General features: G+C 74.0%; 23 protein-coding genes. 8 read left to right on the forward strand and 15 right to left on the reverse strand.

Going from position 1 to position 26054, the window contains the following annotated elements; genetic code table 11:
• The first annotated feature begins 179 nt into the window (after positions 1-179).
• Both ACZ6O5_RS15775 and ACZ6O5_RS15780 read left to right on the forward strand, forming a co-directional pair.
• Positions 180-1433: a sensor histidine kinase gene (locus ACZ6O5_RS15775; protein ID WP_465977722.1), complete on the forward strand. Its 1254-nt coding sequence runs from the start codon at positions 180-182 to the stop codon at positions 1431-1433.
• Positions 1430-2098, forward strand: coding sequence for a response regulator (locus ACZ6O5_RS15780; RefSeq protein ID WP_465977724.1), 669 nt, complete (start codon positions 1430-1432; stop codon positions 2096-2098). Before ACZ6O5_RS15775 ends, ACZ6O5_RS15780 begins: the two co-directional genes overlap by 4 nt.
• 38 nt (positions 2099-2136) lie before the next feature.
• Here the strand turns inward: ACZ6O5_RS15780 and ACZ6O5_RS15785 are convergent, their stop codons facing one another.
• The 12 genes from ACZ6O5_RS15785 to ACZ6O5_RS15840 form a co-directional block, all read right to left on the reverse strand.
• Positions 2137-3168, reverse strand: a complete 1032-nt coding sequence (locus tag ACZ6O5_RS15785; protein WP_465977726.1) for a class I SAM-dependent methyltransferase — start codon at positions 3166-3168, stop codon at positions 2137-2139.
• Complete coding sequence (locus ACZ6O5_RS15790; RefSeq protein WP_425787304.1) at positions 3165-4151, reverse strand: hypothetical protein; 987 nt, start codon at positions 4149-4151, stop codon at positions 3165-3167. Before ACZ6O5_RS15790 ends, ACZ6O5_RS15785 begins: the two co-directional genes overlap by 4 nt.
• On the reverse strand, positions 4148-5254 hold the full coding sequence (locus ACZ6O5_RS15795) for an endonuclease/exonuclease/phosphatase family protein (protein ID WP_465977729.1): 1107 nt from the start codon (positions 5252-5254) through the stop codon (positions 4148-4150). The genes ACZ6O5_RS15790 and ACZ6O5_RS15795 overlap by 4 nt, the downstream gene beginning before the upstream one ends.
• On the reverse strand, positions 5251-6273 hold the full coding sequence (locus ACZ6O5_RS15800; protein ID WP_465977731.1) for a glycosyltransferase: 1023 nt from the start codon (positions 6271-6273) through the stop codon (positions 5251-5253). The genes ACZ6O5_RS15795 and ACZ6O5_RS15800 overlap by 4 nt, the downstream gene beginning before the upstream one ends.
• A 1-nt stretch (position 6274) precedes the next feature.
• Positions 6275-7291: a glycosyltransferase family 2 protein gene (locus ACZ6O5_RS15805; protein WP_465977733.1), complete on the reverse strand. Its 1017-nt coding sequence runs from the start codon at positions 7289-7291 to the stop codon at positions 6275-6277.
• Positions 7288-8481, reverse strand: a complete 1194-nt coding sequence (locus ACZ6O5_RS15810) for an endonuclease/exonuclease/phosphatase family protein (protein ID WP_465977735.1) — start codon at positions 8479-8481, stop codon at positions 7288-7290. Before ACZ6O5_RS15810 ends, ACZ6O5_RS15805 begins: the two co-directional genes overlap by 4 nt.
• The gene (locus tag ACZ6O5_RS15815; RefSeq protein WP_465977737.1) at positions 8478-9509 is read right to left on the reverse strand and encodes a glycosyltransferase family 2 protein; all 1032 of its coding nucleotides are present in this window, start codon (positions 9507-9509) and stop codon (positions 8478-8480) included. Before ACZ6O5_RS15815 ends, ACZ6O5_RS15810 begins: the two co-directional genes overlap by 4 nt.
• A gap of 60 nt (positions 9510-9569) precedes the next feature.
• Positions 9570-10532 carry a UbiA prenyltransferase family protein gene (locus ACZ6O5_RS15820; protein ID WP_465977739.1) on the reverse strand — a complete coding sequence of 321 codons (963 nt, stop codon included), beginning with the start codon at positions 10530-10532 and terminating at the stop codon, positions 9570-9572.
• An 11-nt stretch (positions 10533-10543) separates the two neighbouring features.
• Positions 10544-11587: an NAD-dependent epimerase/dehydratase family protein gene (locus ACZ6O5_RS15825; RefSeq protein WP_465977741.1), complete on the reverse strand. Its 1044-nt coding sequence runs from the start codon at positions 11585-11587 to the stop codon at positions 10544-10546.
• Positions 11581-12903: an aspartate aminotransferase family protein gene (locus ACZ6O5_RS15830; RefSeq protein ID WP_465977893.1), complete on the reverse strand. Its 1323-nt coding sequence runs from the start codon at positions 12901-12903 to the stop codon at positions 11581-11583. The genes ACZ6O5_RS15825 and ACZ6O5_RS15830 overlap by 7 nt, the downstream gene beginning before the upstream one ends.
• A 326-nt stretch (positions 12904-13229) precedes the next feature.
• Positions 13230-13868, reverse strand: coding sequence for a response regulator transcription factor (locus tag ACZ6O5_RS15835; RefSeq protein ID WP_278104801.1), 639 nt, complete (start codon positions 13866-13868; stop codon positions 13230-13232).
• Positions 13856-15004 carry a sensor histidine kinase gene (locus ACZ6O5_RS15840; RefSeq protein ID WP_465977743.1) on the reverse strand — a complete coding sequence of 383 codons (1149 nt, stop codon included), beginning with the start codon at positions 15002-15004 and terminating at the stop codon, positions 13856-13858. Before ACZ6O5_RS15840 ends, ACZ6O5_RS15835 begins: the two co-directional genes overlap by 13 nt.
• Before the next feature lie 257 nt (positions 15005-15261).
• Between ACZ6O5_RS15840 and ACZ6O5_RS15845 the strand changes: the two genes are divergently transcribed.
• Positions 15262-17361, forward strand: a complete 2100-nt coding sequence (locus ACZ6O5_RS15845; RefSeq protein WP_465977744.1) for an NACHT domain-containing protein — start codon at positions 15262-15264, stop codon at positions 17359-17361.
• Between the two features lie 108 nt (positions 17362-17469).
• On the opposite strand, the gene ppk2 is transcribed toward ACZ6O5_RS15845, so the two are convergent.
• Positions 17470-18381 carry a polyphosphate kinase 2 gene (ppk2, locus tag ACZ6O5_RS15850; RefSeq protein ID WP_465977745.1) on the reverse strand — a complete coding sequence of 304 codons (912 nt, stop codon included), beginning with the start codon at positions 18379-18381 and terminating at the stop codon, positions 17470-17472.
• Between the two features lie 176 nt (positions 18382-18557).
• Here ppk2 and ACZ6O5_RS15855 point away from each other — a divergent pair, with 176 nt between their 5' ends.
• The 5 genes from ACZ6O5_RS15855 to ACZ6O5_RS15875 all read left to right on the forward strand — a co-directional run bounded on the left by ACZ6O5_RS15855 (position 18558) and on the right by ACZ6O5_RS15875 (position 23210).
• Positions 18558-19517, forward strand: coding sequence for an acyl-CoA dehydrogenase family protein (locus tag ACZ6O5_RS15855; protein ID WP_465977747.1), 960 nt, complete (start codon positions 18558-18560; stop codon positions 19515-19517).
• Entirely contained in the window at positions 19511-20254 is a 744-nt protein-coding gene (locus ACZ6O5_RS15860) for a PIG-L deacetylase family protein (RefSeq protein WP_465977749.1), read from the forward strand. The genes ACZ6O5_RS15855 and ACZ6O5_RS15860 overlap by 7 nt, the downstream gene beginning before the upstream one ends.
• A complete protein-coding gene (locus ACZ6O5_RS15865; RefSeq protein WP_465977751.1) occupies positions 20251-20874 on the forward strand; it encodes a class I SAM-dependent DNA methyltransferase in 624 nt (207 codons plus the stop codon). The genes ACZ6O5_RS15860 and ACZ6O5_RS15865 overlap by 4 nt, the downstream gene beginning before the upstream one ends.
• A 5-nt stretch (positions 20875-20879) precedes the next feature.
• Positions 20880-21599, forward strand: coding sequence for a glycosyltransferase family 2 protein (locus ACZ6O5_RS15870; protein WP_465977753.1), 720 nt, complete (start codon positions 20880-20882; stop codon positions 21597-21599).
• 147 nt (positions 21600-21746) lie between these two features.
• Positions 21747-23210 carry a multicopper oxidase family protein gene (locus ACZ6O5_RS15875; protein WP_465977755.1) on the forward strand — a complete coding sequence of 488 codons (1464 nt, stop codon included), beginning with the start codon at positions 21747-21749 and terminating at the stop codon, positions 23208-23210.
• A 25-nt stretch (positions 23211-23235) separates the two neighbouring features.
• On the opposite strand, the gene ACZ6O5_RS15880 is transcribed toward ACZ6O5_RS15875, so the two are convergent.
• Both ACZ6O5_RS15880 and rox read right to left on the reverse strand, forming a co-directional pair.
• Positions 23236-24201, reverse strand: a complete 966-nt coding sequence (locus tag ACZ6O5_RS15880; protein ID WP_465977757.1) for a phosphotransferase enzyme family protein — start codon at positions 24199-24201, stop codon at positions 23236-23238.
• A gap of 123 nt (positions 24202-24324) precedes the next feature.
• Complete coding sequence (gene rox / locus ACZ6O5_RS15885) at positions 24325-25773, reverse strand: rifampin monooxygenase (protein WP_465977759.1); 1449 nt, start codon at positions 25771-25773, stop codon at positions 24325-24327.
• Between the last annotated feature and the right edge of the window lie 281 nt (positions 25774-26054).

Raw genomic sequence — 26054 nt, forward strand, 5'->3', positions numbered from 1 at the left:
CTCTGGTCAGGCCGGTTGTCCGGACGGCGGTGACGTTAGGGGCGGGTCCGCGGCCCGGGCATCGGTCCGGGGACGCATCGGTCGTACCGTCGGGGGCGGATCTTCGCCCGGCGTCATCCCTGCGATGTAGCCGCCCTGCATACCGTGGCTGATGCCGGAAACGGCGTACGGCGGCGAGAATGTCGCGTGTGAGAGGCATCGTGGCGACGGGACCGCTGCCGAGGCCGGGCTGGCGGGCGCTGCTGCTCGACGGCGCGCTGGCAGCGGCGCTCGGGCTCGTGTGCTTCCAGGCCGCGACCGCCGATGCCGACGTGCCGCCGCCGTTGCCGCCGCCGCTGCCACCGCTGGGGGTCCCGCCGGAGGTGCCGGCGGCGCGGCCCGAGTCGACGCTCGGGGCGCTCCTGCTGGTCTTCGTCATGTGTGCGCCGCTGGTGCTGCGCCGCCGGTATCCGCTCGCGGTGTTCTGGGCGACGACAGCCGCCGCGTCACTGGTGCTGCTGACGGACGGCGCACAACGGGCGAACCTGTTCCCGTGCGTGGCGCTGACCTGCCTCGTCGCCGCCTACAGCGCGGCAGCGCACAGCCCGTACCGGCTGCCGGCGCTGGCGTCGGTCCCGGTGGCCGTACTGCTGGTCGTGGGCCTGCGCGAGCTGACGCTCCTTCCGGTGCCCGCGGACCGTCTGCCGTTCGTCCTGCTGGCGCCGCTGGTAGCCGCCGCCGGCGGTCACCACGTGTGGCGACGCCGCTCGGGCGACGACCGGCGACGGCTCGTCGCCGAGGCCCGCGCCCACGAGGAGGCGTTGCGCGACGCGGTCGCCGGGGAGCGGGCCCGGATCGCCCGGGAACTGCACGACGTCGTGACGCACCACGTGAGCGTGATGGTCATCCAGGCCGGCGCGGCCCGGACGGTACTCGCCGGCGCACCGGACCAGGCCCGGGAGGCGCTGCTCGCCGTCGAGTCGACCGGCCGGTCCGCGCTGACCGAGCTGCGACACGTGATGGGTCTGCTGGCCCAACCCGAACCGGACGACCCCGAGGACCCCCAGCCCGGCATCGAAGGGCTGCCCGAGTTGGTCGACCGCATTCGTGACGCCGGAGTGCCGGTGCGACTGACCATTTCCGGCGAGCGCCGGGCGGTCACCTCCGGCATCGGGTTGACGGCCTACCGCGTGGTGCAGGAGGCGTTGACCAACATGGTCCGGCACGCGCCCGGCGCCAGCGGCACGGTGATCGTCGAGTACTCGTCGGACACCCTGCGGATCGAGGTCGGCAACACCGAGCCCGCTACCCCGGCCGCGACCGCCGGGACGGGTGGGCGTGGCCTGATCGGGCTGCGGGAGCGGCTCGCCGTCTACGGCGGAACGCTGCACGCCGGAGCCCGGCCCGGCGCCGGCTACCACGTCGAGGCCCGGATCCCGTGGGAGGCCACATGACGGTACGGGTGGTGGTCGCCGACGACCAAGCGCTGGTGCGTACCGGGTTCCGCATGATCCTCACCGCCGGCGGGGTGGACGTGGTGGCCGAGGCCGCGACCGGCGCGGAGGCGGTCGACGCGGTCCGGCGGACCCGGCCCGACGTGGTGCTCATGGACGTGCGCATGCCCGACGTCGACGGTCTGGAGGCCACCCGCCGCATCCTCGCCGGGACCGCCGCCGCGCCGCGGATCATCATCCTCACCACCTTCGACCTGGACCAGTACGTCTACGCCGCGCTCGCGGCCGGCGCCAGCGGATTCCTGCTCAAGGACGTGACGCCGGAGCACCTGGTCGCGGCCGTACGCATGGTCCAGGACGGTGACGCGTTGCTGGCGCCCACCATCACCCGCCGCCTGGTGCGGCGCTTCGCCCGCCCCGATCCCCGGACGGCGGCGGTGCACCGCGACCTGGCCACGTTGACGCCGCGCGAGACGGAGGTCCTGCGCCTGCTGGCCAGCGGCCTGAGCAACGCCGAACTCGCGGACGCGCTGCACCTGTCCGAGGCGACCGTGAAGACCCACGTCGCCCGGATCCTCGCGAAGCTCGGTCTGCGCGACCGGGTCCAGGCGGTGGTGGTCGCCTACGAGACGGGACTGGTCAGTCCCGGTTCGCCGGAGGAGTGACCGGCCGGTGACCTCGCTTTCCCCGGCCGGTCAGCCGGTCAGCCCGTGGCGCGGGCCGCTTCTTGCGCCCGCGGGCGCAGCCAGAACGACGCGGGCAGGAAGTGCTCGGTCAGCCCGAGACGCCGCCACAGCGGGGCCGCGACCTCGCGCAGTTCCGGGTCGCCGGCCACGAACGCGTTGGGCAGCTCGATCTCCCAGCGCTCCGGCGCGGCCAGCAGGAACGCGGCCAGCAGATACTGCTCGTTGTAGTGCCGGTGGCGCCACTGCGGCGGGTAGTCGCGGGGCAGCATGATGTCGTGCACCTGCACCAGCACGCCGGGCCGCAGCCGGGGCAGCACCTCGAAGAAGAAGACCGTCACGTCCGAGCCCATGAAGCTGCGGTGCGACCCGTCGAAGAAGACCACGTCACCGGCGTCCAACTCGTCGAAGAGGCTCAGGTCGGCGCGCTCCAGCGGCGCGCGGACCACGTCGTCGCAGAGCACGTCGACGCTGGCCCGGGGCGCCGGGTCGATAGAGGTGATCCGGGTACGCAGACCGTGGTCGCGGACCGCCCGGCGGGCGAACTTCGTCGAGTTGCCGGAGCCGATCTCGACGTACCGCGCCGGTTCGTGCTCGACCAGGAAACCGTAGAGCGCCAGCGCGTCCAGCGGCGGCAGCCAGCCGTTGCGCCAGTACGGCTCGCCCGAGTCGAGGTCGCCGTGCAGCGGGACGGCGGCGAGCCGGTCGGCGTGACCGAGGAACCGCCGGAGCGTGTCGGCGTACGCGTCCCGCCGCCGGTCGAGCAGTTCGGTGATGCCCGGGTGGTCGGGTCGGCCGTAGCCGAAGCGCGGCTCCGGACTCACCGGGAAGTCCACGAAGATCGGCCGGCGCAGCCCGAACGCGGAGAGCACCAGCCCGTGCAGCAGGGGGCGCCGCTCCAGCCGCGCCAGCGGGCCGGCGAGGAACGGCAGGGCGGAGAGCACCTCCACACCGGAGGCGGTACGCACGGCGCTGCGCAGCCGGCGGACGCCGCCGCGCAGCCCGCCGCCGGTGGCGGGGGACGCGGCGGACGGCAGGTCGGTGGTGGTCATGAGGAGACTCCTTCGAGACGGTCGGCAGGGGCGGGACGGGACGGGGTGGCGGCCTGCGGCGGACCGCCCGACCGACGGCCGGTGACGGCCAGCAGGGCCAGCACGACGACCGTCGAGCCGATGTCGCCGACGGTCAGCAGCACCCGGCTCAGCGCGACGAGAGTGACCAGGTCGGGGCCGCCGACCAGGGTGGCGACGGTGAGCGCGAGTGCGACCTCGCGTACGCCGAGCCCGGTCGGCAGGACCACGGCGCAGAGCCCGGCGACCACGGAGAGGGCGAAACCGCCGACGCCCAGCGGCAGCGCCGGGCCCGGCGCTGCGCCGAGGGCGACCGCCAGCACGGTGATGTGCAGGCCGCTGATCAGCCAGCCGAGCACCATCAGCCCGGTGGCGCCCAGCAGCGTCGGGCGGCCGGGCAGCAGCGGCCCGGTGTCGCCCCGGCGCAGCAGCCGCGCGGCGGCGGCCAGCAGCCGGCCCAGCAGGCCCGGGGCGAGCACCGGCGCGGCGGCGGCCACGCAGGCCGGCAGCAGCAGCCACCACCACCGGCTCTGCCCGACCAGCCAGGGCAGCGCGAGGACGCCGACGAGCACCCCGGACACCGCCGCGAGTCCCTGGCTGGCGAGGAACGCGGCGGCGAGCCGGGCCGGTGGCTGACGCAGCGGCCGGGCCATCGCGGCGTGCGCCACCGTCGGCCACACCCCGCCCGGCAGGTAGCGGGTCAGCCCGGCGAGGAAGTAGACCCGGGTGGCGTCGCGCAGCGACAGTCTCGTGCCCAGCCCGGCCAGCAGGACCCGCCAGCCGACGAAGCCGGGCACGCCGCCGACCGCGGCGAGGACCCCGGCGGTCAGCGCCGCGCCCCAGCCGACCGTCCGCAGGCTGTCCGCCATCCCGTGCCGTACCCGCCACACCTGCCAGCCGAGGAAGGCCAGTACGGCGGCGTATCCGACCACGCGCAGCGCGGCCCACACCCGCGCCCGGCTCACCGGGACCCGCCGAGGGAGAGCACGACGTCCTGCACCCGGTGGTCGGACATGCCCCGCGCGTCGCGCAGCCGGTACCGGTGCACGGTCCATCCGGGGGAGACGAACGTCCAGTCCAGCCGCCACCAGCGCCGGCCGGCGATCGTCCACGACGTCGGGTACGCCGACCCGCTGGCCCGGGCCGCGTCGGTGAGCCGGTCGCGGAGCCGGCCCAGGTCGCCCATGGCCGGGCTGGTGTTGAGGTCGCCGGCGACCAGCACCGGGTTCGGGTTGCGGTCCAGGTCGGCGGCGAGCGCCCGGTACTGCGTCTCCCGCCGCTGGAAGAACTCGTGCCGGCGGTCGTAGAACAGCTCGCGCAGCGGGCTGCTCAGGTCCAGCGGCACCAGGATGTGGGTGTTGTAGACCGACACCGTGCGGCCGGCCACCCGCAGGTCGGTGCGGAGCGACTTGACCTCCCAGTAGTCGGTGCGCCAGTCCGCGCCGGGCGGCGGGTCGGCCGGCAACGCGGTCGTCGCGACGACCGGGAACCGGGTCACGGTGACCAACTCCCCGCGCAGCACCACCTGGTAGCCGGGGAACTCCCGGCGCAGTCGGGCCAGGTCGGCGTCGCGGCGGGCCGGGTCGTCGTCGGGCTTGTACTCCTGGAGGAGGTAGACGTCGGCGTGCCGGGCGGTCAGCGAGGCGTAGAACGCGTCGTGGTCGTCGGTGGCGTTCCACACCGTCGTGTTCCAGGAGACCAGGCGCAGCGCGTCCGCCGGCGCCGGCGGCGGGGTGCGCCACACGGCCGGGTTCAGCCCGGCCAGGTCCGCGCCGAGCAGCAGCCCGGCCACCGCGAGCAGCGCCAGCCGGGCCCGGAACCGGCCGGCCAGCGGCACCGCCCCGAGCAGCAGCAGCGGTACGGCGACGAACGCCAGCGGCGGGATCAGCTCCGGCGCCAGCCACAGCCACCACCGGCCGCTGAGCAGCCGGTGCGCCACCACCAGGAGCAGCCACGCCGCGCCCAGGGCGGTGAGCACCACGCTGGCGCGCGAACCGGGTCGCCGGCCGACCCGACCCGCCCGGCCGGCCGCCGGTTCGGTGCGCGCTGGCGTCCGCACGGCGGTCACGCGACCACCGCCGGCTGCTCGTAGAGGCGGCGGAAGCGGCGGGACAGCAGCCACTGCACCAGCCCCACCGCCACGCCCACCCCGATGGTGAGGCTGACCAGCAGGTGCAGGCCGGCGAAGCGCAGCGTGTAGCCCAGGCCCCGGACGGCGCGCACGTAGCGGTACATCCGGGCGTCGCTGAGCAGCCAGAGCGCCAGCAGCAGCAACGGCACCACGGCCCACCCCGGACCGGCCAGCAGCGGCAGCGGCGTGGTGGCGGCGGCCAGCCAGGACGCCAGTCCGGTGCCGGACTCGGCGGAGGTCACCACCCCCACCACCCGGCGTCGGTGCAGGAAGAACGGGATGTGCACGCGGGTCCGGGTGAACACCTTGCCCAGCGCGATCCGCAGCGTCGCGTCGTCGTCGTGCCGGCCGATGACCCGGCTGGTCATCCGCACCTCGTACCGGTCGGTGAGCCGTTCGCTGACGTCCGCGCCCTCGCTCTGGGTCAGCCGGGGGTTGAACGGGCCCACCTGCGCCCAGACCCTGGTCGGCACGGCCAGGATCGCGGTCGACAGGAAACCGGTGATGCTGCCCTCGGCGACGCGGAAGTACCAGTGCCGGTACAGGTTGCGGTAGTCCTTGGTGAAGGTGCCGTCGATCAACGGGACGGTGTCGTAGTTGCCGCAGACCGCGCCGACGCCGGGCTCGTCGCGCAGGATCGCCACCGCGACGGCCACCGCGTCCGGGGCCAGCGCCACGTCCGAGTCGACGAACATCAGCACCTCCCCGGTGGCGGCCTCCGCGCCGAGGTTGCGCGCCACCGAGGGCCCGCTGTTGACCGGTGTACGCAGCACCCGCACCTCGGGGAAGGACTCGGCGACCGCCACCGAGTCGTCGGTGCTGCCGTCGTCGACCACGATCACCTCCACCGGCCGGTGGGTCTGCCGGCGCAGCGCCGCCAGGCAGAGCCGCAGCGTGCGGGCGTAGTTGTAGTTGGGCACGATGACCGAGACGAGGGGCGCGGAGACGGCCACCACCTCACCAACCTTTCGAGTCGAGGGGACGGAGGGCGGCACGCGACGACGGGCCGAACGACGGGTCCACCAGGGACCGGACCAGGCCGACCGCGGCACCGGTGATCAGCGCGACGTTCACCAGCAGGTGGATGCCGAGGGCGCGGACCAGGAACGCCCCGCCGCCCCGGCGCAGCGCCCCCACCAGCGGCGGGTCGGCGGCGGCGAAGACCGCCAGGCAGAGCGCCGGCACACCCACTCCGTACGGGCCGAGCAGCGCCGCCGGCAGGGTGAGCACGGCCAGCCCGGCGGCCAGCACGCCGAGGCTGCGGTTCAGCGCCAGACCGCGCCGGCGGTAGCGGTTGCGCAGCGACCAGCGGAGCAGTTGGGCCCGCCGGTACTGCTCGGCCAGCAGCGGCAGCAGCCGGTCCGCCTCGTCGTGCCGACCGACCACGGTGTCGGTGAGCCGGATCCGGTACCTGGTCAGCAGCCGCTCGCTGTACTCGTCGTCCTCGGCGCTGCGCAGGTTCTCGTCGAACGGACCGAGGTCGCGCAGCACGGCGCGGGGCACCGCGGCGAGCGCGAAGACGGCGGTGTCGACCGGGCCGACCGCCCGGGTCAGCGCGGAGTGCAGGTGCAGCACCCGGTACCGCTCGACCGGCCCGTCGTCGATCAGCGGCTCCGGGGCGTAGACGCCGTAGACGCAGCCGCAGCCCGGGTCGGCGGCGAGCACCGCCAGCGCGTTGGCGATCGCGTCCGGGGCCAGCGCGACGTCGGAGTCGACGAAGAAGACCACCTCACCGCGGCTGGCCGCCACCCCGGCGTTGCGGGCCGCGGAGACCCCACCGTTGACCGGCTGCACCAGCACCCGGACACCGGCCGCGGCGGCCACCGCCGCCGACCCGTCGGTGCTGCCGTCGTCGACGACGAGCACCTCCACCGGCGGGTGGGTCTGCGCCGCCACCGCGTCAAGGCAGTGGCGCAGCGTCTTCGCGGCGTTCCAGACCGGAATCACGACCGAGACGGTCGGCGTACGGCTCACGACCCCTCCCCGAGCGTCACCACGGCGGTCTGGGCGCGGTGGTCGGACAACCCGCGCGGATCGTCGAGCGTGTACCGGTGCACGCGTACCGTCCGGGAGGTCAGCGTCCAGTCCAGCCGCCAGGCCGCCGGCAGCCGACCGGCGGGCCAGCTCGCCGGGTACACGTCGGCGTTGGCGTCCGCGGCGTCGCGCAGCCGGTCCCGCAACGGGCGCAGGTCGCCCATCGCGGCCGTGGTGTTGAAGTCGCCGGCGACCAGCACCGGCCCGGGGTTGGCGGCGAGATCGGCCCGCAGCCCGGCGAGTTGCGCCCGCCGGGCCCGGTCGCGTTCCCGCACGTAGCCCAGGAACCGCCTCGGCGCGAGGTTCACCTGCACCGGCAGGTGCACGTTGTACGTGGACAGCACCCGGCCGTCCACCAACAGGTCGGCGCGGAGCACCTTGGCGGCGGCGAAGACCCGCCCGAAGTCGGCGCCCGGGTCGGCCACGAGGCCCGCGTCGGGACCGACCGCCGGCCGGGCCACCACCGGGAACCGGGACAGGGTGAGCAGCTCGCCACGGGCGACGACGGTGTAGCCGGGGAACGCCCGACGCAGCCGCTCCGGGTCGGGGGCGGGCCGGGCGCCGGCCAGCCCGGCCGCGTCGTCCCAGTAGAGGTGCTCCTGCAACAGGTAGACGTCGGCCCGCCGGTCGACCAGGAACCGCAGGAACGCCTCCGGGTCGTCGTGCTGGTCCCAGTAGCCGGTGTTCCAGGCCAGCACCGTCAGCGCGCCCGACGGCGGGGCGGGGCGGGACGCCCACGCGTACCGGTTGAGGCCGGCGTCGGGCAGGCCGATCGCCAGCGCGGTGACCGCCGCCGCCAGCACCACCGCCGCCGCCCGGGCGGGCAGCGGCCGGCGCAGCGCCCGGGCCACCGGCACGGCCGCCGCCAGCGCCACCGGCACCAGCAGGTACGCCGCCGGCGGCAGCAGGTCCGGCAGCAGCCAGAACCACCAGCGCCCGCTCAACGCGCGGTGCAGGCCGGCGAACACCGCCCAGCCGAGCGCCGCCGCCCAGAGCAGCCGGGTGGCCGCACACCATCGCCGGGGCCGGCCCGCTGCCGGCACCGGACCGGCGGCTTGGATAAGAAGACTCATGCTGTGCCGGTCGGGCATGCGCTCACGGCCCTCGCTGCGCTCGGTGCGTTCGCTCATGCGGGCACCTGCGCGGTGGGGCGTGGGCCGCCCTCGTAGAGGTGCCGGAAGGAGCGGGAGCAGAGCCACTGCGCCGCGCCGGCGGCGGCCCCGGCGGCGATCGCCAGGTTGATCAACCACTGCACCCCGACGAACGCGACGAGCAACGCCGGTCCGCGCCGGCGGGCGACGAACCGGTACATGCCGGCGTCGCACGCCAGGAAGAGCAGGAGGGCGGCCAGGGAAGGCAGCGCCCCGAGCGCCCCGGCCAGCAGCGGCAACGGCAGCGCGAGCGTGCCGAGCAGCGCGCTGACGGCGGCCCACATCCGCGACGCGGTCTCGAAGCCCTGCGCGGCACGACGCCGGTACGCGTACAGCGGCATCCGCAGCCGGCTGCGGTGGAACACCTTGCGCAGCATCGGTCCGAGCCGGTCGTCGTCGCGGTGCCGGCCGTGCAGCGCGTCGGTGAGCCGGATCGGGTACCGGCCGGTGAGCCGCTCGCCGTACTCGACCTCCTCGGTCTGGCGCAGCCCCTCGTGGAACGGGCCGATCTCGGCGAACACCCGGGCCGGCATGGCGCAGATGGCGGTGAACAGGAAGCTGACGTCGCCCAGCGAGCTGATCCGCCACCAGTGCGCCTGGAGGCACCGGCACTCCTGCACGAGGCTGTCCCGGACCAGCGGGTCCTCGTCGAGGATGCCGCAGATCGCGCCGGCCCGCGGGTCGGCGGCGAGCAGCCGCACCGCCCGGGTCACCGTGTCCGGCGGCAGTTCCACGTCGGAGTCGACGAAGAGCAGGACGTCGCCGCGGGCCCGGGCGGCGCCGATGTTGCGGGCCAGGGCGGGGCCGCCGTTGTGCGGCGTGTGGACCACCGGCACGCCGAGCGACTCGGCCACCGCCACCGAGTCGTCGGTGCTCCGGTCGTCCACGAAAATGATCTCGGTGGCGGGATGGGTCTGGGCCAGGAGCGCCGGCAGCGTCAGCGGCAGCGAGTCGGCGTGGTTGTAGTTGGGGACGACGACGGAGACCGTCGGGGTGTGCGCGGTCATGGCTCTCCTTGACGAGGGCGCGGGCGAAGGGCGGGGCGCGGGCGAGGGCGGGGCGCGGGTTCAGGACAGGGCGGCGACGAGCGCCGGGAACCGGATGGCGGCGTAGAGCGCGCCCAGGCAGGCCGCCCAGAGCACGGTGGCGGCGAGCACCGCCCGGTCCCGTGACAGCAGCCGGACCGGGTCGCCGCCGGCCCGCCGGACCAGCGCCAGTTGCAGGTACCGCGACATCAGGTAGAGGACGAACGGGGTGGACAGCAGCATCGCGGCGTCCCCGTACCGGCCGAACGGCGCTTCGGTGCCCAGCCAGACAAGCCCGGCGGTGACCGCCAGGAGCCCGTTGAGCTGGAGCAGGTGCCCGGCCAGCTCCACCGACCAGCCGCGCAGGGCGGGTCGGTGGGCCACCCCCGCGTCCAGCAGTTCCTGACGGCGCTTGCCGACGATCAGCAGCAGGCAGCCGGCGAACACGGTGACCAGCAACCAGGCCGACACGTCCGCGCCGACGGCCAGGTAGCCCTGCACGGCGCGCAGCACGAACCCGGTGGCGACCACACCGGCCTCGACCAGCGGAACGTGCTTCAGGCCCCGGCTGTACCAGACGTTGAGCACGAGGTAGGTCAGCACCGGCCAGGCCGGTCCGACCGGGCCGGCGGCCAGCAGCAGCGCGAGGCCGAGCAGGAGCACGACCGCGCAGGCGTACGCCAGCGGCACCGGCACCCGGCCGGACGCCACCGGCCGGTGCCGCTTCACCGGGTGGAGTCCGTCCCGGTGCCGGTCGACCACGTCGTTGCCCACGTACACGGCCGAGGCGGCGAGCACGAACGCGACGACGGACCAGCCCAGCCGGGTCAGCCCGGCCAGGTGCCAGGACAGCGGGTCCAGCAGGGGGAGCGGGACGACCAGCAGGCTCTTCACCCAGTGGCCGGGTCGGACCAGGCGGACCAGGTCGACGACAAGTCGGTGGCGGCGGGTGGCGGGCGGCTCCACGGCCGGTACGGCGGCGGGAGCGGAGTCGAGGAGAGGCATCGGCCGGCGCCCTAGAAGAAGATCTTCGCGAGGGAGAGGGCACCCTGTCGCCAGGGTTCCCGGCTGGTCCGGCCGGCCCCGGTCGCCGACGCGCCCCGGTTCGCCCGCCACCACCGGTAGGTGGCGAGGATCGCGTCCCGGTTGGCGAGGCGGGGCGTGAAGCCGAGCCGGTCGCGGGCCTTGTCGATGCTCACGTAGGAGTCGGCGCGCAGCTTGTACAGCAGCCGCCCGTACACCGGGGAGAGGCCGATGCGCTCCAACGCCCGCAGCGCCGCGAGCGTCGGCGCGGCCGGCAGCCCGACCACCCGCCGGCCGTGCCCGGCGGCGTCGAGCACCGCCTGGAAGTCCTCGCGCAGCGTGCCGAACTCGGCCGCGCCCAGGTTGTACGTGTCCCCGGCGACGTCTTCCGGGGCGGCCAGCACGGTCAGTACGGCGTCGACGAGGTCCTCGACGGCGAACATCTGCACCCGCACGTCGCCGCGACCGAGCACCGGGAAGTTCCGGCCCTCCTCGGCCCATTCGAAGAGCATCGCGAACAGGCCCATCCGGCCCGGCCCGAGGAACGTCTTGGGTCGCAGCACCGGCACGCAGAGCCCGTCCGCGCGGAACCGTTCCACGAGTAGTTCCGCCTCGACCTTCGCCCGGGTGTACGGGTCGACCGGCTCCCGCGGGTGCTCCTCGGGTGTGGGCACCAGCCGGGGCAGGCCGTAGACGGCGGTGGAGGAGATGTGCACGACCCGGGGGACCTGCACCCGGCGGGCGGCGCCGAGCACCGCGTGCGTGCCGTCCACGATGATCGACCGGATCATCTCGGCCGGGTAGCTGGGCAGCGCGGCAGCGCAGTGCACCACGGCGGACGCGTCGGCGAACACCCGCGCCAGCAGCGCGGCGTCGCGGACGTCGCCCTGGCTGTGGGCCAGCTCCGGATGGGTGTGCGCGGCGGGCAGCAGGTCAACCCCGTGCACCCGGTGTCCCTCGGCGAGCAGCCGGCGGACCAGGTGCGAGCCGAGCATCCCGCTGGCCCCGGTCACCACGACGTGGCCGCTGGTCACCATCGCGACGTCACCCGCTCCCGGACGAAGGCGGTCAGCAGCCGGGGCAGCCCCCGGGACAGCGTCGCGTCCAGGGCGGTGAGGAAATGTTCCACGTCCTCGGGGCTGGCCACCAGGCTCGGCGCGACCATCAGCGGGTTGTCGGCGTTGGGGCTGTAGTAGGTCATGATCCCGTGCTCGCGGAACAGGTGCGCGATCACCGACAGGGTGATGAGCTTGGTGCGGAACTGCGGGTCGTGGGTGAAGCCGGGCATCAGCCGGCCGGCCAGGTCGAGCAGGCCGGGACCACCGCCGAGGAAGACGCCCCACAGCGCGCCGGCGCCGTCGACCCGGCCGACCACCTCGGGGTACGCCTTGGCGATCCGGTCGAGGCCGGGTTGCAGCACGGCCGCCAGCATCCGGGCCCGGGCGGGGTAGTCGTCGTCCACCACCACCGCGACGGCCTCCAGGGCGGTGGCGGTCTCCTCGCCGAAGCCGTAGTAGGTGGTGCTGTGCAGGATGACGTCGGTCAGCCGGTCGTAGGCGCGGCGGAACACCGGCTCGCGGGCCGTGTAGCCGGCGATGGAGGCCTTGCCGCCACCGAGCGACTTGGAGTAGGTGAGGATGTCCGGCAGCAGCCCCTCGCACCGCATGAAGTTGAAGAGACTGCCGGTCTTGCCCCACCCGGTGTAGACCTCGTCGAAGATCATGATGATGTCCCGCTCACGGCAGAGCCGTTGCAGGGCCAGCAGGTCGTCGTCGCTCCACCGGCGCATCGTGGAGGCGCTGAACGGTTCGACCAGGATGGCGTACACGTCGCAGCCGCCGTCCGGGGCGCGTGCCGCGTCGACGGCCGCGCGGACGGCGGCCAGGTCGCCGTACGGGTAGACGACGATGCCGGGCAGGCCGGGGAAGCGGAACGCGTTCTCCGACGAGCCGGTGAGACTGCCCGCGCCGAGGGTCTTGCCGTGGAAGCTGATGTCGGCGCGCAGCACCGTGTTGCGCCGTCCGCCGTGGTACTTGTAGGCCATCTTCACCGCGCCCTCGTTCGCCTCCGCGCCCGAGTTCGGGAAGTACGAGACGGAGAGGTCGCCGGGGAGCAGGGCGGCCATGTTGTGGCTCAGCGCCGCCGTGTACGGCGAGAAGAACGCCTTGTGCACCTCCATCCGCCGGGCCTCGGCGAAGCGCCGCCGGGCGGCCAGGATCCGCGGATGGTTGTGCCCGTGGTTCAGCACGCCGACGCCGCCGGAGAAGTCCAGCACCCGGCGGCCGTCCCGGAGATGGATCCACACCCCCTCGGCGTGGTCCACCAGTTCCCGGCCGAAGCCGAACGTCGTCATCAGGGAGACCTGGCTGCGACTGACATGGTCGCGGTACAGCTGGTGCACCTGCTTCGTGCCGAGCTGTTCCGCCTCGTCGATACCGATCAGGTGGGGCATGCGGTGGCCTTTCCTCGGACGACCGGTGGGGGGAGTGTCAGCGTCCACGGGACCGGTCTCCCCGGTTCTCCGGGTGACGCTGTGGCGACGCTGTGCGATCTCAAGTTAGCGACGTGTGTCGATCTCGTCATGCCGGATGTTCGGGGGGCGAACCGTGCGGCCGGCTGTCCCCCGGCCGGGGGACACCGCCGTCGCGGCAGTCGGTTCGTGCCGCGGTGGACGCCGGCTCAGCCGGCCTGGAGACGGTCCTCACGGACCCGGTCGGCGAGGTCGAGCTTCGTGCGGCTGGGCCGACCGAGATCGTGGTACTTGGCCTTGACCCGGTCCAGGTAGGTGCGGGCGGTCTCCGGCTTGATGCCCAGGTGCCGGGCGGTGGCCGTGAGGGTCATGCCGGAGGCGTACGCGAGCAGCACCCCGCGCTCGCGGGGGGACAGCCGGGGACGGGTCGGCCGGGCGTCGCCCAGGCAGGCGAACGCCAGTTCCGACGAGAACGCGGGCCGCCCCGCCGCCACGTCCCGGACCGCGGTGGCCAGGGCCCCCAGGTCGTGGTCCTTCGTCACGTACCCGCTGCACCCGGCGGCGAACGTCGCCACCACCTGGTCGGGGCGGGCCCAGACACTGAGCACCAGCACCCGGCGGCCGGACGTCACCAGCCGCCGCACGTTCTCCGCCGCGTCACTGCCGTCACGCAGCACCAGATCCAGCAGGACCACGTCGATCGGCTCGGTCAACGTCCGCAGCAGGCCCTCCACCGTGGCCGCCGTGCGGACCAGTCGCAGGTCGCCGACGCCCGCCAGCCAGGCGCCCAGGCCCTCCAGCAGCATCCGGTCGTCGTCGACGGCCGCCACCCGGATCAGCCCGCCCACGTCAGCTCCACGCACGTCCCGGCCCCCGGCTCACTGGAGACCCGGGCCCGACCGCCCACCTCGGCCACCCGGTCGACGATCGAGTGCCGGAAGCCGAAACCCGGGGGAGCCTCCTCCGGACGGAAGCCGCGCCCACGGTCGACCACCGTCACCCGCAGCAGTCGGCCCTCCACGGTCACGGTCAGCCAGGCGTGCTCCACGCCGGCGTGCTTGACCACGTTGTTCAGCGCCTCCCGCGCCGCCGCGCGTAACGCGGCCACGACCTGGGGCGGGACGTCCGCGGGCACGGTCGCCCCCTGGTACCGGACCCGCAGGCCGAGCAGGGACGCCTCGCTCACCACGTCCCGCAGCGCCTCGCCGAGCGTGCCGAACTCCACGTCGGAGCCGTCGCCGAGCAGTCCGCGGACCACCTCCGCGTCCCGGGCGCAGCGCCGGCGTACCTCGGGCCGGCCCGGGTCGGCCACCCCGCGGGCGATCAACGTCAGCGTGGTCAGCACGGTGTCGTGCAGCGTCCGGTGGTGGGCGAGCCGGGTGACGAAGCGGGCGTGGTCGGCGGCGGCGTCGGCCTCGGCCGCCAACCGTTGCGCGTTGGTCCGGTCCAGGTTGCGTCCGGTACGCCGCAGGTAGCGCACGGCGAAGCCGGCGACCAGCGCGAAGCAGGCCACGCCGTTGACCGCGTGGACGAGCGCCGGTACCGAGGGGCCCGGGCCCGGGCCGACGGCGACGATCACCAGCGACTGGATGAGCACCAGCACCAGCAGGTCGCCCGCGACGGCCCAGGGCCGGGCCAGCGCCGCCCCCACCAGCGAACCGCTCGCCTGCACCAGCAGGTTGCCCCAGTTCGGGGCCCCGACGTCGGTCGTCAGGTTCGCGGTGACCGCCACCAGCACCGCGCCGGCCAGCAGGACGTCCAGGTGCACCAGCGCCGTCGGGAACCAGCCCCGCCGCCGGGCCACCCCGAACAGCACCACGTTCCAGGTCGTCGCCGCGACCAGCAGGCCGAGGTTGGCCCAGGCGCTGCGGTACGCGCCGTAGGCGCAGGTGACGACCGCCGGAGCCAGACAGGTGATCCGATGCAGCGCCAGCAGGACCAGCATGAACCGGTTCGCCCGGCCCTCCCCCGTGACATCGATCATGGTCGCAGAGTGACCGCGCAATGACACGCCGGTCATTCTGGCAGTCGATCTCAACGATGGTCATCACTGCGCCGGATGGTCAAGGCCGTTCGGCGGCCCGGATCGACCGGCCGGTGCGGGGAGCGACCGCTTCCGCCACTTGACGTCCGTCGCCGCGAGCAGATCCCACCGGGAGCGTTCCCGCCGGACAAGGTCCACAGACGACAGTCCGTTGTAGGGTGTGGCGGCACGACGATCGGCACCGATGGAGGACCGGTATGCGCGGGTGGCGTCGGTCGGTTCCGGTGGCCGCGGTCCCGGTGGTGCTGGCGATGGTGGGCAACCTGGCCACCAGCACCGTGCAGGTGTCGGCGAGCTGGTGGCCCCCGGCGGTCTGGACGGCGACCGGGATCCTCGGCCTGGCGGCCGTCGTCATCGGAGTTCGCGACAAGGCGGCGCCGCCTTCGATCACCACGCGCCTGAACGAGCTCGACGACGCGGCCGACTGGTTGGCGCGGGCCCTCCGCGAGCGGTACGTCCAGGCGGAGGAGCAACGGCGGGTGCAGGCCCCACCCGCGTTGCTGCTGCGGTTCCGGCCAGCCTCGGAGGAACTGCTCGACCACTGGCCCAACATCCGCCGAGCCCGCCCCGGCGCCGATCCCGGCCCGCTACGGCTGACCGGGAACTCGGCCGACATCGCCAAGGTCCACAGTCGGATCCCGTCCGGCCGACTGGTCGTTCTCGGCGAGGCCGGGGCCGGCAAGACCGTGCTGGTCACCCGTCTCGCCCTCGAACTACTGGGCAGGCGTCGCCCCGGTGGTGCGGTGCCGGTGGTGCTCGACGCCTGTTCGTGGGATCCCGCCGGCCCCCTGCGTGACTGGATGGCCGAACAACTGGCCCACGATCATCCTGAGCTCGCCGCGTCGGCCGGCCCGGACCGACCCAGCCTCGCCGCGCGACTGGTCGGCGGCGGACACGTCTGGCCGATCCTCGACGGTTTCGACGACGTGCCGCCCCGCCTGCGAAAACTGGCGATCGAGCAGATGAACCTCGCCGCATCGGTGCCGCTGGTCCTGACCTCGCGAGCCGCCGAGTACGCGGCGACGGTCGCCGACGGATCCGTGTTGGCCGAAGCGGCCGGCATCGAACTACAGGGCCTGACGGCAACCGATCTGGCCCACTACCTCCCGCGCACCAGCCGTCCGTCGCCCCCGGCGACCGACACCGACCACGGCGGGTGGGGTCCGGTGCTCGCGCGGCTTCGCCGGCACGCCACCGACCCGGCAGCCGCTGCCCTGGCCGGAGCGTTGACCACGCCCCTCATGGTCCATCTGGCCCGGGCCCGCTATTCCGACAACGGCCACGATCCGGCGGAACTGCTCGACCGGGATCGCTTTCCCACCGCCGACGACATCCGCCAGCACCTGTTGACGGCCTTCGTTCCGGCCGTCTACCGCCACCCGTCTGCCCACGGTTGGACGGCGGAGGCCGCGAGCCGGTGGTTGACGAGTCTCGCCCGCTACGCCGGTGTGTCCCGCAGCGGGGACCTGGCCTGGTGGCAGCTCCGCGACCAGGTGCCGAGGACCGTACGCGTGCTGTGCTGCGGGGCCGTGCACGGACTGGCGGCACTGCTCACCGTCACGCTGCTCACGGTGCTGTTCAGTCACTTCGGCGGCCGAGGCGACGCGGTGCTCCGGCCCGGCCTGGCGTTGTCCGGGGTGGTGGCGCTCGTCGGTGGCCTCTACACGGGCTGGCCGGCCAGGGGCGCGTCACCCACGCGGACACAGGTGGGTGTCCGCGGGCGTCTCCGCGACCAGGTCCGCGACTTCGTGATCGTCTTCTTCATCGCGAAAGCGTTCTTTCTGCCGCTGAAGGTGATCCTCCTGACGGCCGGCGGATGGTCACTCGCCTTCGCGTTCGGCACCGTGCCCTCCATCGCGGTCGCCCTGTCGACCGCGATCACCGTGATTCTGCTGCGTTCCGTCGAGGTCCCCGCCGAGCCCGAGCTCGTCAGCAGCCCGCACGCGTCCCTCGGGTCGAGTCGCCGCAGCGCCCTGCTGCGCTCGGGCGTCGTCACGCTGGCCTGCGTCGTCGGAGTCGGCGGAGCCTTCGGCGCGTTCGGCGGCGTGACCGTCGGTCTCGTCGCCGCGGGCCTGGCGGTACCCGCCCGGCTGGCCTACGTCCTGACCTGTACCGCATGGGGTTCCTGGAGCACCCTTACCCGGCCGTATCTCGCCGTGACCGGCCGTCTGCCCTGGCGCGCCGTCCGGTTCCTGGACGACGCCCAGCAGCGGGGCGTCCTACGCCAGGCCGGTCCGGTGTACCGGTTCCGCCACGAGGAGCTCCGACGTCGCCTGGCCGGTGCCGTCGTCCCGTGACGTGTCCTCGGCTCCGGCTGTCATCGGGCGCTCTCCTCGCGTGCCACCGTCTCCGGGCGTCGGCTACGAAGGGTTGGGCCCTCCATCAGGTCGAGGGTCGAGCCGAGATCAGGGGCGGGGGAAGATCGGCACCGGCTGGTCCTCCGGGTCCAGGTCGAGCCCGGCCGGCCCGATGATGCGCGGATCCGGCGTGCCGACCACGGCCTCGTCCTTGTCGGCGTAGTCGAAGCGGTGCAGCACGTGGCGTATCGCCTCCAGCCGGGACCGCTTCTTGTCGTTGCTCTTCACGACCGTCCACGGCGCGTCGGCGGTGTCGGTCCAGAAGAACATCGCCTCCTTGGCCTCGGTGTAGTCGTCCCAGCGGTCGAGTGAGGCGAGATCCATCGGCGAGAGCTTCCACTGACGCACCGGATCGACCTTGCGGATGACGAATCGGGTGCGCTGCTCGTTGCGGGACACCGAGAACCAGAACTTGACCAGGCGGATGCCGGAACGGACCAGCATCCGTTCCAGGTCCGGGGCCTGGCGCAGGAACTCCAGGTACTCCTTGCGGGAACAGAAGCCCATCACCCGTTCCACGCCGGCCCGGTTGTACCAGGACCGGTCGAACAGCACGATCTCCCCGGCCGCCGGCAGATGCGCCAGCCAACGCTGGAAGTACCACTGGCCGGCCTCACGCTCGTCCGGCTTCTCCAGCGCGACCACGCTCGCGCCGCGCGGGTTGAGATGCTCCATGAAGCGCTTGATCGTGCCACCCTTGCCGGCGGCGTCGCGGCCCTCGAAGAGGATCACCAACCGCTCACCGGTGTCCTTGACCCAGTCCTGCAACTTGAGCAGCTCGATCTGGAGCAACCGCTTCTGGTGGTCGTACTCCTCCCGGTCGAGACGCTCGTCGTACGGGTAGCCGTCGCGCCAGGTCTCCACCGGGCTGCCGTCGGGCAGCAGCAGGACCGGGTCGTCGTCGTATCCGTCGTGTACCTGGTAGTCGGCGGCGAGGTCCAGCAGCGCGGTGTCGGCCATACCGGTCGTACCTACCCCGCCGCGCCCACCTCGATGCGATTGGACCACAACTCCCAGGTGGTGCTCAGGTTGCCCGGCGGAACCGGTGACCCGTGAGGGTTTCGGCCCCGGTGCGAGGGGCATCTTCCGGCCGCGGGCCACTCGGGTCGCCACGTCACCGGGAGGGGGAGTTCGCGATGACCATGGGCGGCGAGCCCACGGGTGCCGCGTTCCGATCGGCCGTGCTCGGGGGACGTCTCGACCTGCCGTTGCCCGGTGGCGGACGGACGGCCGAGCGGTTCGCGTGCCTCGTCTCGCTCGGCCGCGCCGATCCGGCGTTGGCCCGGCTGGGGGAGGGGCACGCCGACGCGCTGGCGATCCTCGCCGAACTGGGGGTGGTGATCGATCCGGCGTGGCGCCGCGAGCCGTGGGGCGTCTGGGCCGCCGTGCCGGCCTCGGTCACCGCGACCCGGGACGGAGACCGGTGGCGGCTGACCGGGGAGCGACCGTGGTGCTCCGGGGCGGGTCTGCTGTCCCGGGCGCTGGTGACCGCGACCGCTGACGACGGCGTACGCCTGTTCTCGGTCGAGGTCGGCGCGGCCGGGGTGACCCCGTTGGCCGACACCTGGCCCGCCGTCGGCATGGCCGCCAGCGACAGTCGGACCGTCCGCTTCGACGCAGTGCCCGCCGACGCCGTGGGCGGACCCGGCCGCTACACCGCGCGGCCGGGTTTCTGGCACGGCGGAGCCGGTGTGGCGGCGTGCTGGTACGGCGGGGCGGTCGGCGTCGCCGACACCCTGCACGACGCGGCGCGGCGCCGCCGCCTCGGCCCGCACGCCCTGGCGCACCTCGGCGCGGTCGACGCGGTCCTGACCGCCGCCCGTCGCGTCCTGTTCGCCGCCGCCGACGAGATCGACGCGAACCCCACCGGCGACGCCGACCGGCTGGCACACCAGGTGCGCGCCACCGTCGAGGCGACCGCCACCACCGTCGTCGACCGGGTCGGTCGGGCGCTGGGGGCCGGCCCGTTGTGCCAGGACGCCGGCCACGCCAGACGGGTCGCCGACCTGACGGTGTACGTGCGGCAGAGTCACGCGGAGGCGGACCTCGCCCATCTGGGCGAGCTGGTGACGGCGGTCGGAGATCCCGGATGGTGAGGCCGATCGTGGGCGCGGGCACGGACGAGCGGACGTGGCGCGCGTGGCCGGCGCCGGCCACCTGGCCCGCGCTGGCCGTGGCCGGTCGGGCGCCGACGGCGCCGCCGTTGGTCGTCGCCCCGCACCCCGACGACGAGGTGCTCGGCGTCGGCGGCCTGGTCGCCATGCTCGGCGGCGGAGCCGGCGCGGAGATCGCGGTCGTCACCGACGGCGAGGCCTCCCATCCCGGTTCGACGGTCCACTCACCGGGGGAGCTGGCGGCGATCCGGCGGGCCGAGACGGCCACCGCCTGCGGACTGCTCGGGGTCGCCCCCGCCGCCATCGCGCACCTCGGGCACCCGGACGGCGCGGTCGACGAGACGGCCCTCACCGACGCGCTGACCGCCCGGCTGACACCCGGCCGGTGGTGCGTCACGACCTGGCGCGGCGACGGCCACCCGGACCACGAGGCGGTCGGACGGGCGGCCGCGGTCGCCTGCCGGCGCACCGGCGCGACGCTGCTGGAGTTCCCGGTCTGGACGTGGCACTGGGCCGAGCCGGACGACCCCGAGGTGCCGTGGCACCGCGCGCTCCGGATCGACCTGACCGAGGCGGCCAGATCGGCCAAGCGGGAAGCGATCGACGCCTTTCACAGCCAGATCCGGCCACTCGGGCCGGCGCCCGCCGACGCCGCGATCCTTCCCCCGCACGTTCTCGCACGCTTCGCGCGTCCCTACGAAACGGTGTTCGTGCCATGAGTTCACCCGGCACCCCCGCCGAATACTTCGACGACATGTACGCCGGCGCCGAGGATCCGTGGAGTTTCGAGACCCGCTGGTACGACCGGCGTAAGCACGAGCTGACGGTCGCCTGTCTGCCTCGTCGGCGGTACCGGTCGGCGTTCGAACCGGGATGCTCGACGGGCATGCTCACCCGCCGGCTCGCGCAGCGGTGCGACCGGCTGCTGGCGGTCGACATCGCCGCCGCGCCGGTGGCGAGCACCCGGCAACGGCTCGCGGACCAACCGCACGTACGGGTGGAGCGGATGCGTGTCCCCGACGAGTGGCCGGCCGCGGCCGACCGCTTCGACCTGATCGTGCTCTCCGAACTCGGCTACTACTTCGACGACGCCGGGCTGGACCTGCTGACCACCCGGACGGTGGACTCGCTCGAACCGGGTGGCACGCTGGTCGCGGTGCACTGGCGGCCGGCGGTGGCCGAGCACGCCCGGGGCGGGGACGACGTGCACCGGCTGCTCGACGACGTGGACGGGCTGGTGCGGACGGCGCGCCACGAGGAGGCGGACTTCCTGCTCGACGTCTTCCTCCGCGTGCCGCCGCCGGCCCGCTCCGTGGCGCAGGCCGAGGGTCTGTGGTGAACCGGATGGCCGTCGTGGTGCCTGCCCACGACGAGCAGGAGCTGCTGCCCGGTTGCCTGATCTCGGTCCTCGGTGCGCTCCGCCGCCTGCCCGTGCCGTCGGAGGTGATCGTGGTGGCCGACGACTGCCGGGACGGGACGGCCGCCGTCGCCGAGCGACTCGGCGCCGTCGTGCTGACGGTACGGGCCCGCAACGTCGGCCGGGCCCGCGCCGTCGGCATGGCGCACGCGCTGCGCCACGGCCCACGGGATCTCTGGCTCGCGACCACCGACGCGGACAGCCGCGTACCCCGGCGGTGGGGCGGCTGGCAGTTGCGCCACGCCCGCGCCGGCACCGACCTGCTGGTCGGCACCGTGCGGGTGACCGACTGGGCGCCCCGCTCCGAGCAGGTCCGGGAACGCTTCGAGACCCGGTACCGACGGGATCTGGGCAGCACCTGGCACCGGCACGTCCACGGTGCGAACCTGGGCTGCGCCGCCCCGGCCTACGAGCGGCTGGGCGGGTTCGCCGACCTGCCGCACGGCGAGGACCACGACCTGGTCGAGCGGGGTCGTCGGCAGGCCGTACGGGTCGTCGCCGACCCCGACTGCCCGGTCCGGACCAGCGCCCGGCGCCAGGCCCGCGCCCCGCACGGCTTCGCCCGCTACCTCGACGCCCTCGACGCCCCGACCGCCCCGGCGTCGCGGGTAGACCCGGCCGCGACCAGGGGCGCGGGGACGCGCTAAGGGGGCGGCCGGTTGCGGATGTGCGGTCGATAGGGGTCTCCTCCCGACGGATTCACCGGGATCATCGTGCCTGCGACGACCGTCCGGCCCACCAGAGCCGACCGCCGCTGCCGGAACCTCTCGCGCACCTTCGGGGAAGGAACTGCCTTGTCCACTCGTCGTCAACTGCTGCGCCTCGGCGCGGCGTCGGGCATCGTCGGGGCGACCGGTGGCCTGGCCGGGCTGGCCGGGCAGTGGGGCGCGGCTCCCGCCACGGCCGGGACCGCCGCGCCGACGGCCACGCCCGTGCCGCCGTTCACCGTGCCGATGACCGTGCCGCAGACCCTGCGTCCGGTACGGCGGACCGCCACCACCGACTACTACTCGGTCACCATGCACCGGCGGCGACTGGAGATCCTGCCCGGCACGCGCACCGAGGTGTACACCTACAACGGCGACCTGCCCGGCCCCACGATCCACGCCACCTCGGGTCGGCGGGTGGTGGTCCGCCAGCGGAACCGGCTGACCATGCCCACGGCGGTGCACCTGCACGGCGGCGCCACCGCCCCCGAGGACGACGGCTCGGGCGACGCCACGATTCCGCCGGGCGGCGAGCGGGTCTACACCTACCCGAACCGGCAGCCGCACGCCACGCTCTGGATGCACGACCACACCCACCACATGGAGGCCGAGCACCTCTACCGGGGTCTGGCCAGCCTCTACCTGCTCACCGACCGCACCGAGGCGGCGCTGCCGCTGCCCCGGGGCCGGTTCGACGTCCCGCTGGTGCTGCGCGACGCGCATCTGGACGCCAACGCCCAGTTGGTCTGGACCATGGACGACGCCGACAACCGCACCACCCTGCTGGTCAACGGCCGGCCGTGGCCGCGCTTCGAGGTGCAGGCCCGCCGCTACCGCCTGCGCCTGGTCAACGCCAGCAACCTGCGCTTCTACCTGCTGCGGCTCGCCGACGGCGGAGACCTCACGGTGATCGGCTCCGACGGCGGCCTGCTGGAGGCGCCGGTCACCATGCCGTACGTGCTGCTCTCCCCGGGCGAGCGGCTCGACGTGGTGGTCGACTTCGCCCGCTACCAGCCGGGCACCTCGGTGGTGCTGCAGAACCTGATGGGGCCCGGCCCGGCCGAGCAGGTGGGCCAGGTGATGCGCTTCGACGTCGTACCGGCGAAGGGCCCGGACCGTACGTCGGTGCCGCCGCGGCTGCGTACGCTGCCGCCGCTGCCCACGCCGACCGTGCGCCGCAGCATCGAGCTGCGGATGGACGAGGCGGGTTCCGGCGGGCATCAGGCGTACATCGACGGGAAGGTCTTCGACCCGGCCCGGATCGACACCACCATCGCCTGGGGCAGCACCGAGGAGTGGACGGTGACCAACGCCAACGTGGTCATGCCGCACAACTTCCACATGCACCTGGTGCAGTTCCGGGTGCTCGACCGCAACGGCGCGCCGGCCGATCCCACCGAGTCCGGGCTGAAGGACACCGTGATCGTCTGGCCCGGGCAGAGCGTGCGGTTGCAGGCGACGTTCGACACCTGGCGGGGTGTCTACCCCTATCACTGCCACATGGTCGACCACAGCGCGATGGGCATGATGGCCAACCTCAAGATCGTCTGATCCGTCCCGGACAGCAGGCGGGAGGTCAGGGCGCGTAGCCGGGGTCGGCGACCGTCTCGGCGATGCGGGTGAGCCAGTGCAGGTCGTTGGCGCGGGACTCGGCACCGGCCCCGGGGGCGAGAATGCCGGCGAGGAACGCGGCGACGTCGTCGAGGTGCCGCTCGGCGCGGTAGTAGCTCAGCCTGGCCCGGTCCGGTTCGCACGGCCCGTAGCCCCGGCGGAACAGTTCCGCGCGGCGCGCGTCGATCGGATGGTCCCCGAAGTCACCGCTCAGGACGAACATCAGGTCCCGCTCGCGCGGCGCGAGCACCGGCGCGTCCCAGTCCACGACGTGCAGCGGGCCGTCGCCGTCGGCGATCAGGTTGCCGGGGTGGATGTCGGCGTGGCAGATGACGGGCCGGGCCGGCGTCATCCGGGCGGCCAGCTCGTCGACGGTCGCCGACAACCGGTGCAGCGCGTCGCCGTACCGGTGCCAGAACGCGCCGAGGGCCGGGCTCGCCGCCGCCTGCGGGCCCAGCGTCCGCAGCCGTTCGCCGGCGCTCGACCGGTAGGTCTCGGCCGGCAGGAGGCCGGCGATCCCGGCGGTCGGCGTGATCGTGTGCAGGCGGCCCAGGAACTCGCCGTACTCGATCCACTGCTGGTCCGTCAGGCCGCGCTCCCACCGGCTCCCGCCGTCGTGGAACGGGTAGAGCAGCAGGTGATGGTCCCCGAAGGCGTGCGCGGTGCCGCCGTCGGGCCGGTCGATCGGCGCGACCACCTGCCGGATGCCCCGGGCCCGGAGCAGGCCGGGCAGCCGGACGGCCGCCGGCGTGAACTCGCCGAGCCGGAGCTTCAGGAACCAGCGCCCGCCGTCGACCGTGTCCACCCGGTAGGCCCAGGCCCGACCGTCGAGGCCGACCGGCAGGAACACGAGAGCGGAGACGTCCAGCGCCCAGGCGGCGGCCACCTCCGCCGCCAGCGACCGTTCGTCGACGTCGGGCCTGTCGATCACGGACGGAGCGTGACAGGCCGGCGTCCGCCCGGCAAGCGCATTCACCGGTACGCGGGCGGTCCGGGGACCGGACGTCGGTCACGTCCGGTCCCCGGGGTACGTCGGGGCCGGGGCGGCCGACGCTCAGGCCGGCGGGGCGCTCGGGGCGTGTGCGCGCGGCTCGCCGAACCAGCGGGACAGGTGCCTGTCCAGGTCCCGCTGGTCGTCGCCGACCCAGGCGACGTGGCCGTCCGGGCGGAGCAGGACGCCCGGGACGTCCAGCGTCGCGGTGGGATCCCCGAGGTGGTCGACCCGGTCCGCCCACCCGTCGACGGCCAGCCGGCCGGTGCGGTCCAGCACCAGGCCACGGCCCTGGTGCAGCAGGTCGTAGAGGCGGCCCTGCCGCACGTCGACGTCGGGCAGGCGGCGGCCGAGCAGGTCGGGCCCCGAACCGAGGTCGTAGCGGACGTCGATCGCGGTGATCTTCTCGATCAGGCGGCGGTTCACCTCGTCGATGTCCATCAGTTCGGTGAGCAGCCGGCGGACGGCTCGTGGGCCCGGCTCGGTGGACAGCAGTTCCATCTGGGCGCGCGTGTTGTCCAGCACGTCCGCGGCGACCGGGTGGCGTTCGGCCTGGTAGGTGTCGAGCAGCGGGTCCGGCGCCCAGCCCCGGACCTGCGCGGCCAGCTTCCACCCGAGGTTGAACACGTCCTGAAGGCCGAGGTTGAGGCCCTGCCCGCCGATCGGCGGATGGATGTGGGCCGCGTCGCCGGCCAGCAGCACCCGACCGACGCGGTAGCGTTCCGCGAGCCTGGTGGCGTCCCCGAAGCGGGACATCCAACGCGGGGAGTGCACCCCGAAGTCGGTGCCGGCGACCACGCGGAGCTGGCGTCGGAAGTCCTCCAGCGTCGGCGGCTTCGCGCGGTCGCTGACGCCCGGGACGGGGATGATGACGCGATAGACCCCGACGCCGACGGGCGCCACCAGGAACCGCCTGTCGGTTTCCCGGACCTCGGCCACCCGGGCGGCGATCTCCTCGGGCGACACGCCCACGGCCAGCTCGCCCAGCAACGTCTCGGACCGCGCGGGCTCGCCGGGGAAGCCGACGCCGAGCAGCTTGCGCACCGTGCTGCGCCCACCGTCGCAGCCGACGAGGTAGCGCGTGCGCAGCCGCTGCCCGTCGGCCAGCTCGACGGTCACCCCGTCGTCGTCCTGGGCGAGGCCGGACACCGCACCACCCCGCCGGACCTGCGCACCCCGCGCGACCGCGTGCTCCTCGAGCAGTTGGACGACGACCGGCTGCGGGATTCCCAGCAGATAGGCGTACGCGGAATTCAGGCCCTCCGGCGCGGGCTTGTCGATGGCGGCGAAGAAACCGCGGGCCGGACGCCGTCGCCCGCGTTCCAGCACGCGTGCCAGCAGCCCGCGCATGGCCAGCAGCTCGATGCTGCGGATGTGCAGACCGACGATGCGGGCGAACGACGTCGGCTCGGTCTCCTTGTCCAGGACGAGCACCCGGACGTCGTGCAGCCGTAGTTCGGCGGCCAGCATCGCGCCGACCGGCCCGCAGCCGGCGATGATCACATCGAACATGGTGTTGCCTTTCGGGAAGCGCCGTGGTGGCGGGGGCGCTCCCGGCGACACCTACGTCGATCGCCCGACCGGGACCGGAGGGGGAGCACCCACATCGATACGGTTCATGGGTCTCACCTCCTCGGGCCGGGTCACGGTCAGCCGCAAGCTACAAGCCCGGGTGTCGCCCGGTCCAGTCCTTTTCCCGCGTCGGGTCGGCGGTGCCGACACGCACGTTCGGGTGGTGCTGGCACCACGGTCGGTGAGCGGGGCAGGGCAACCTGATGGAGAATCTTCCGGTA

It is taken from the genome of Micromonospora sp. NPDC049201, assembly GCF_055586805.1.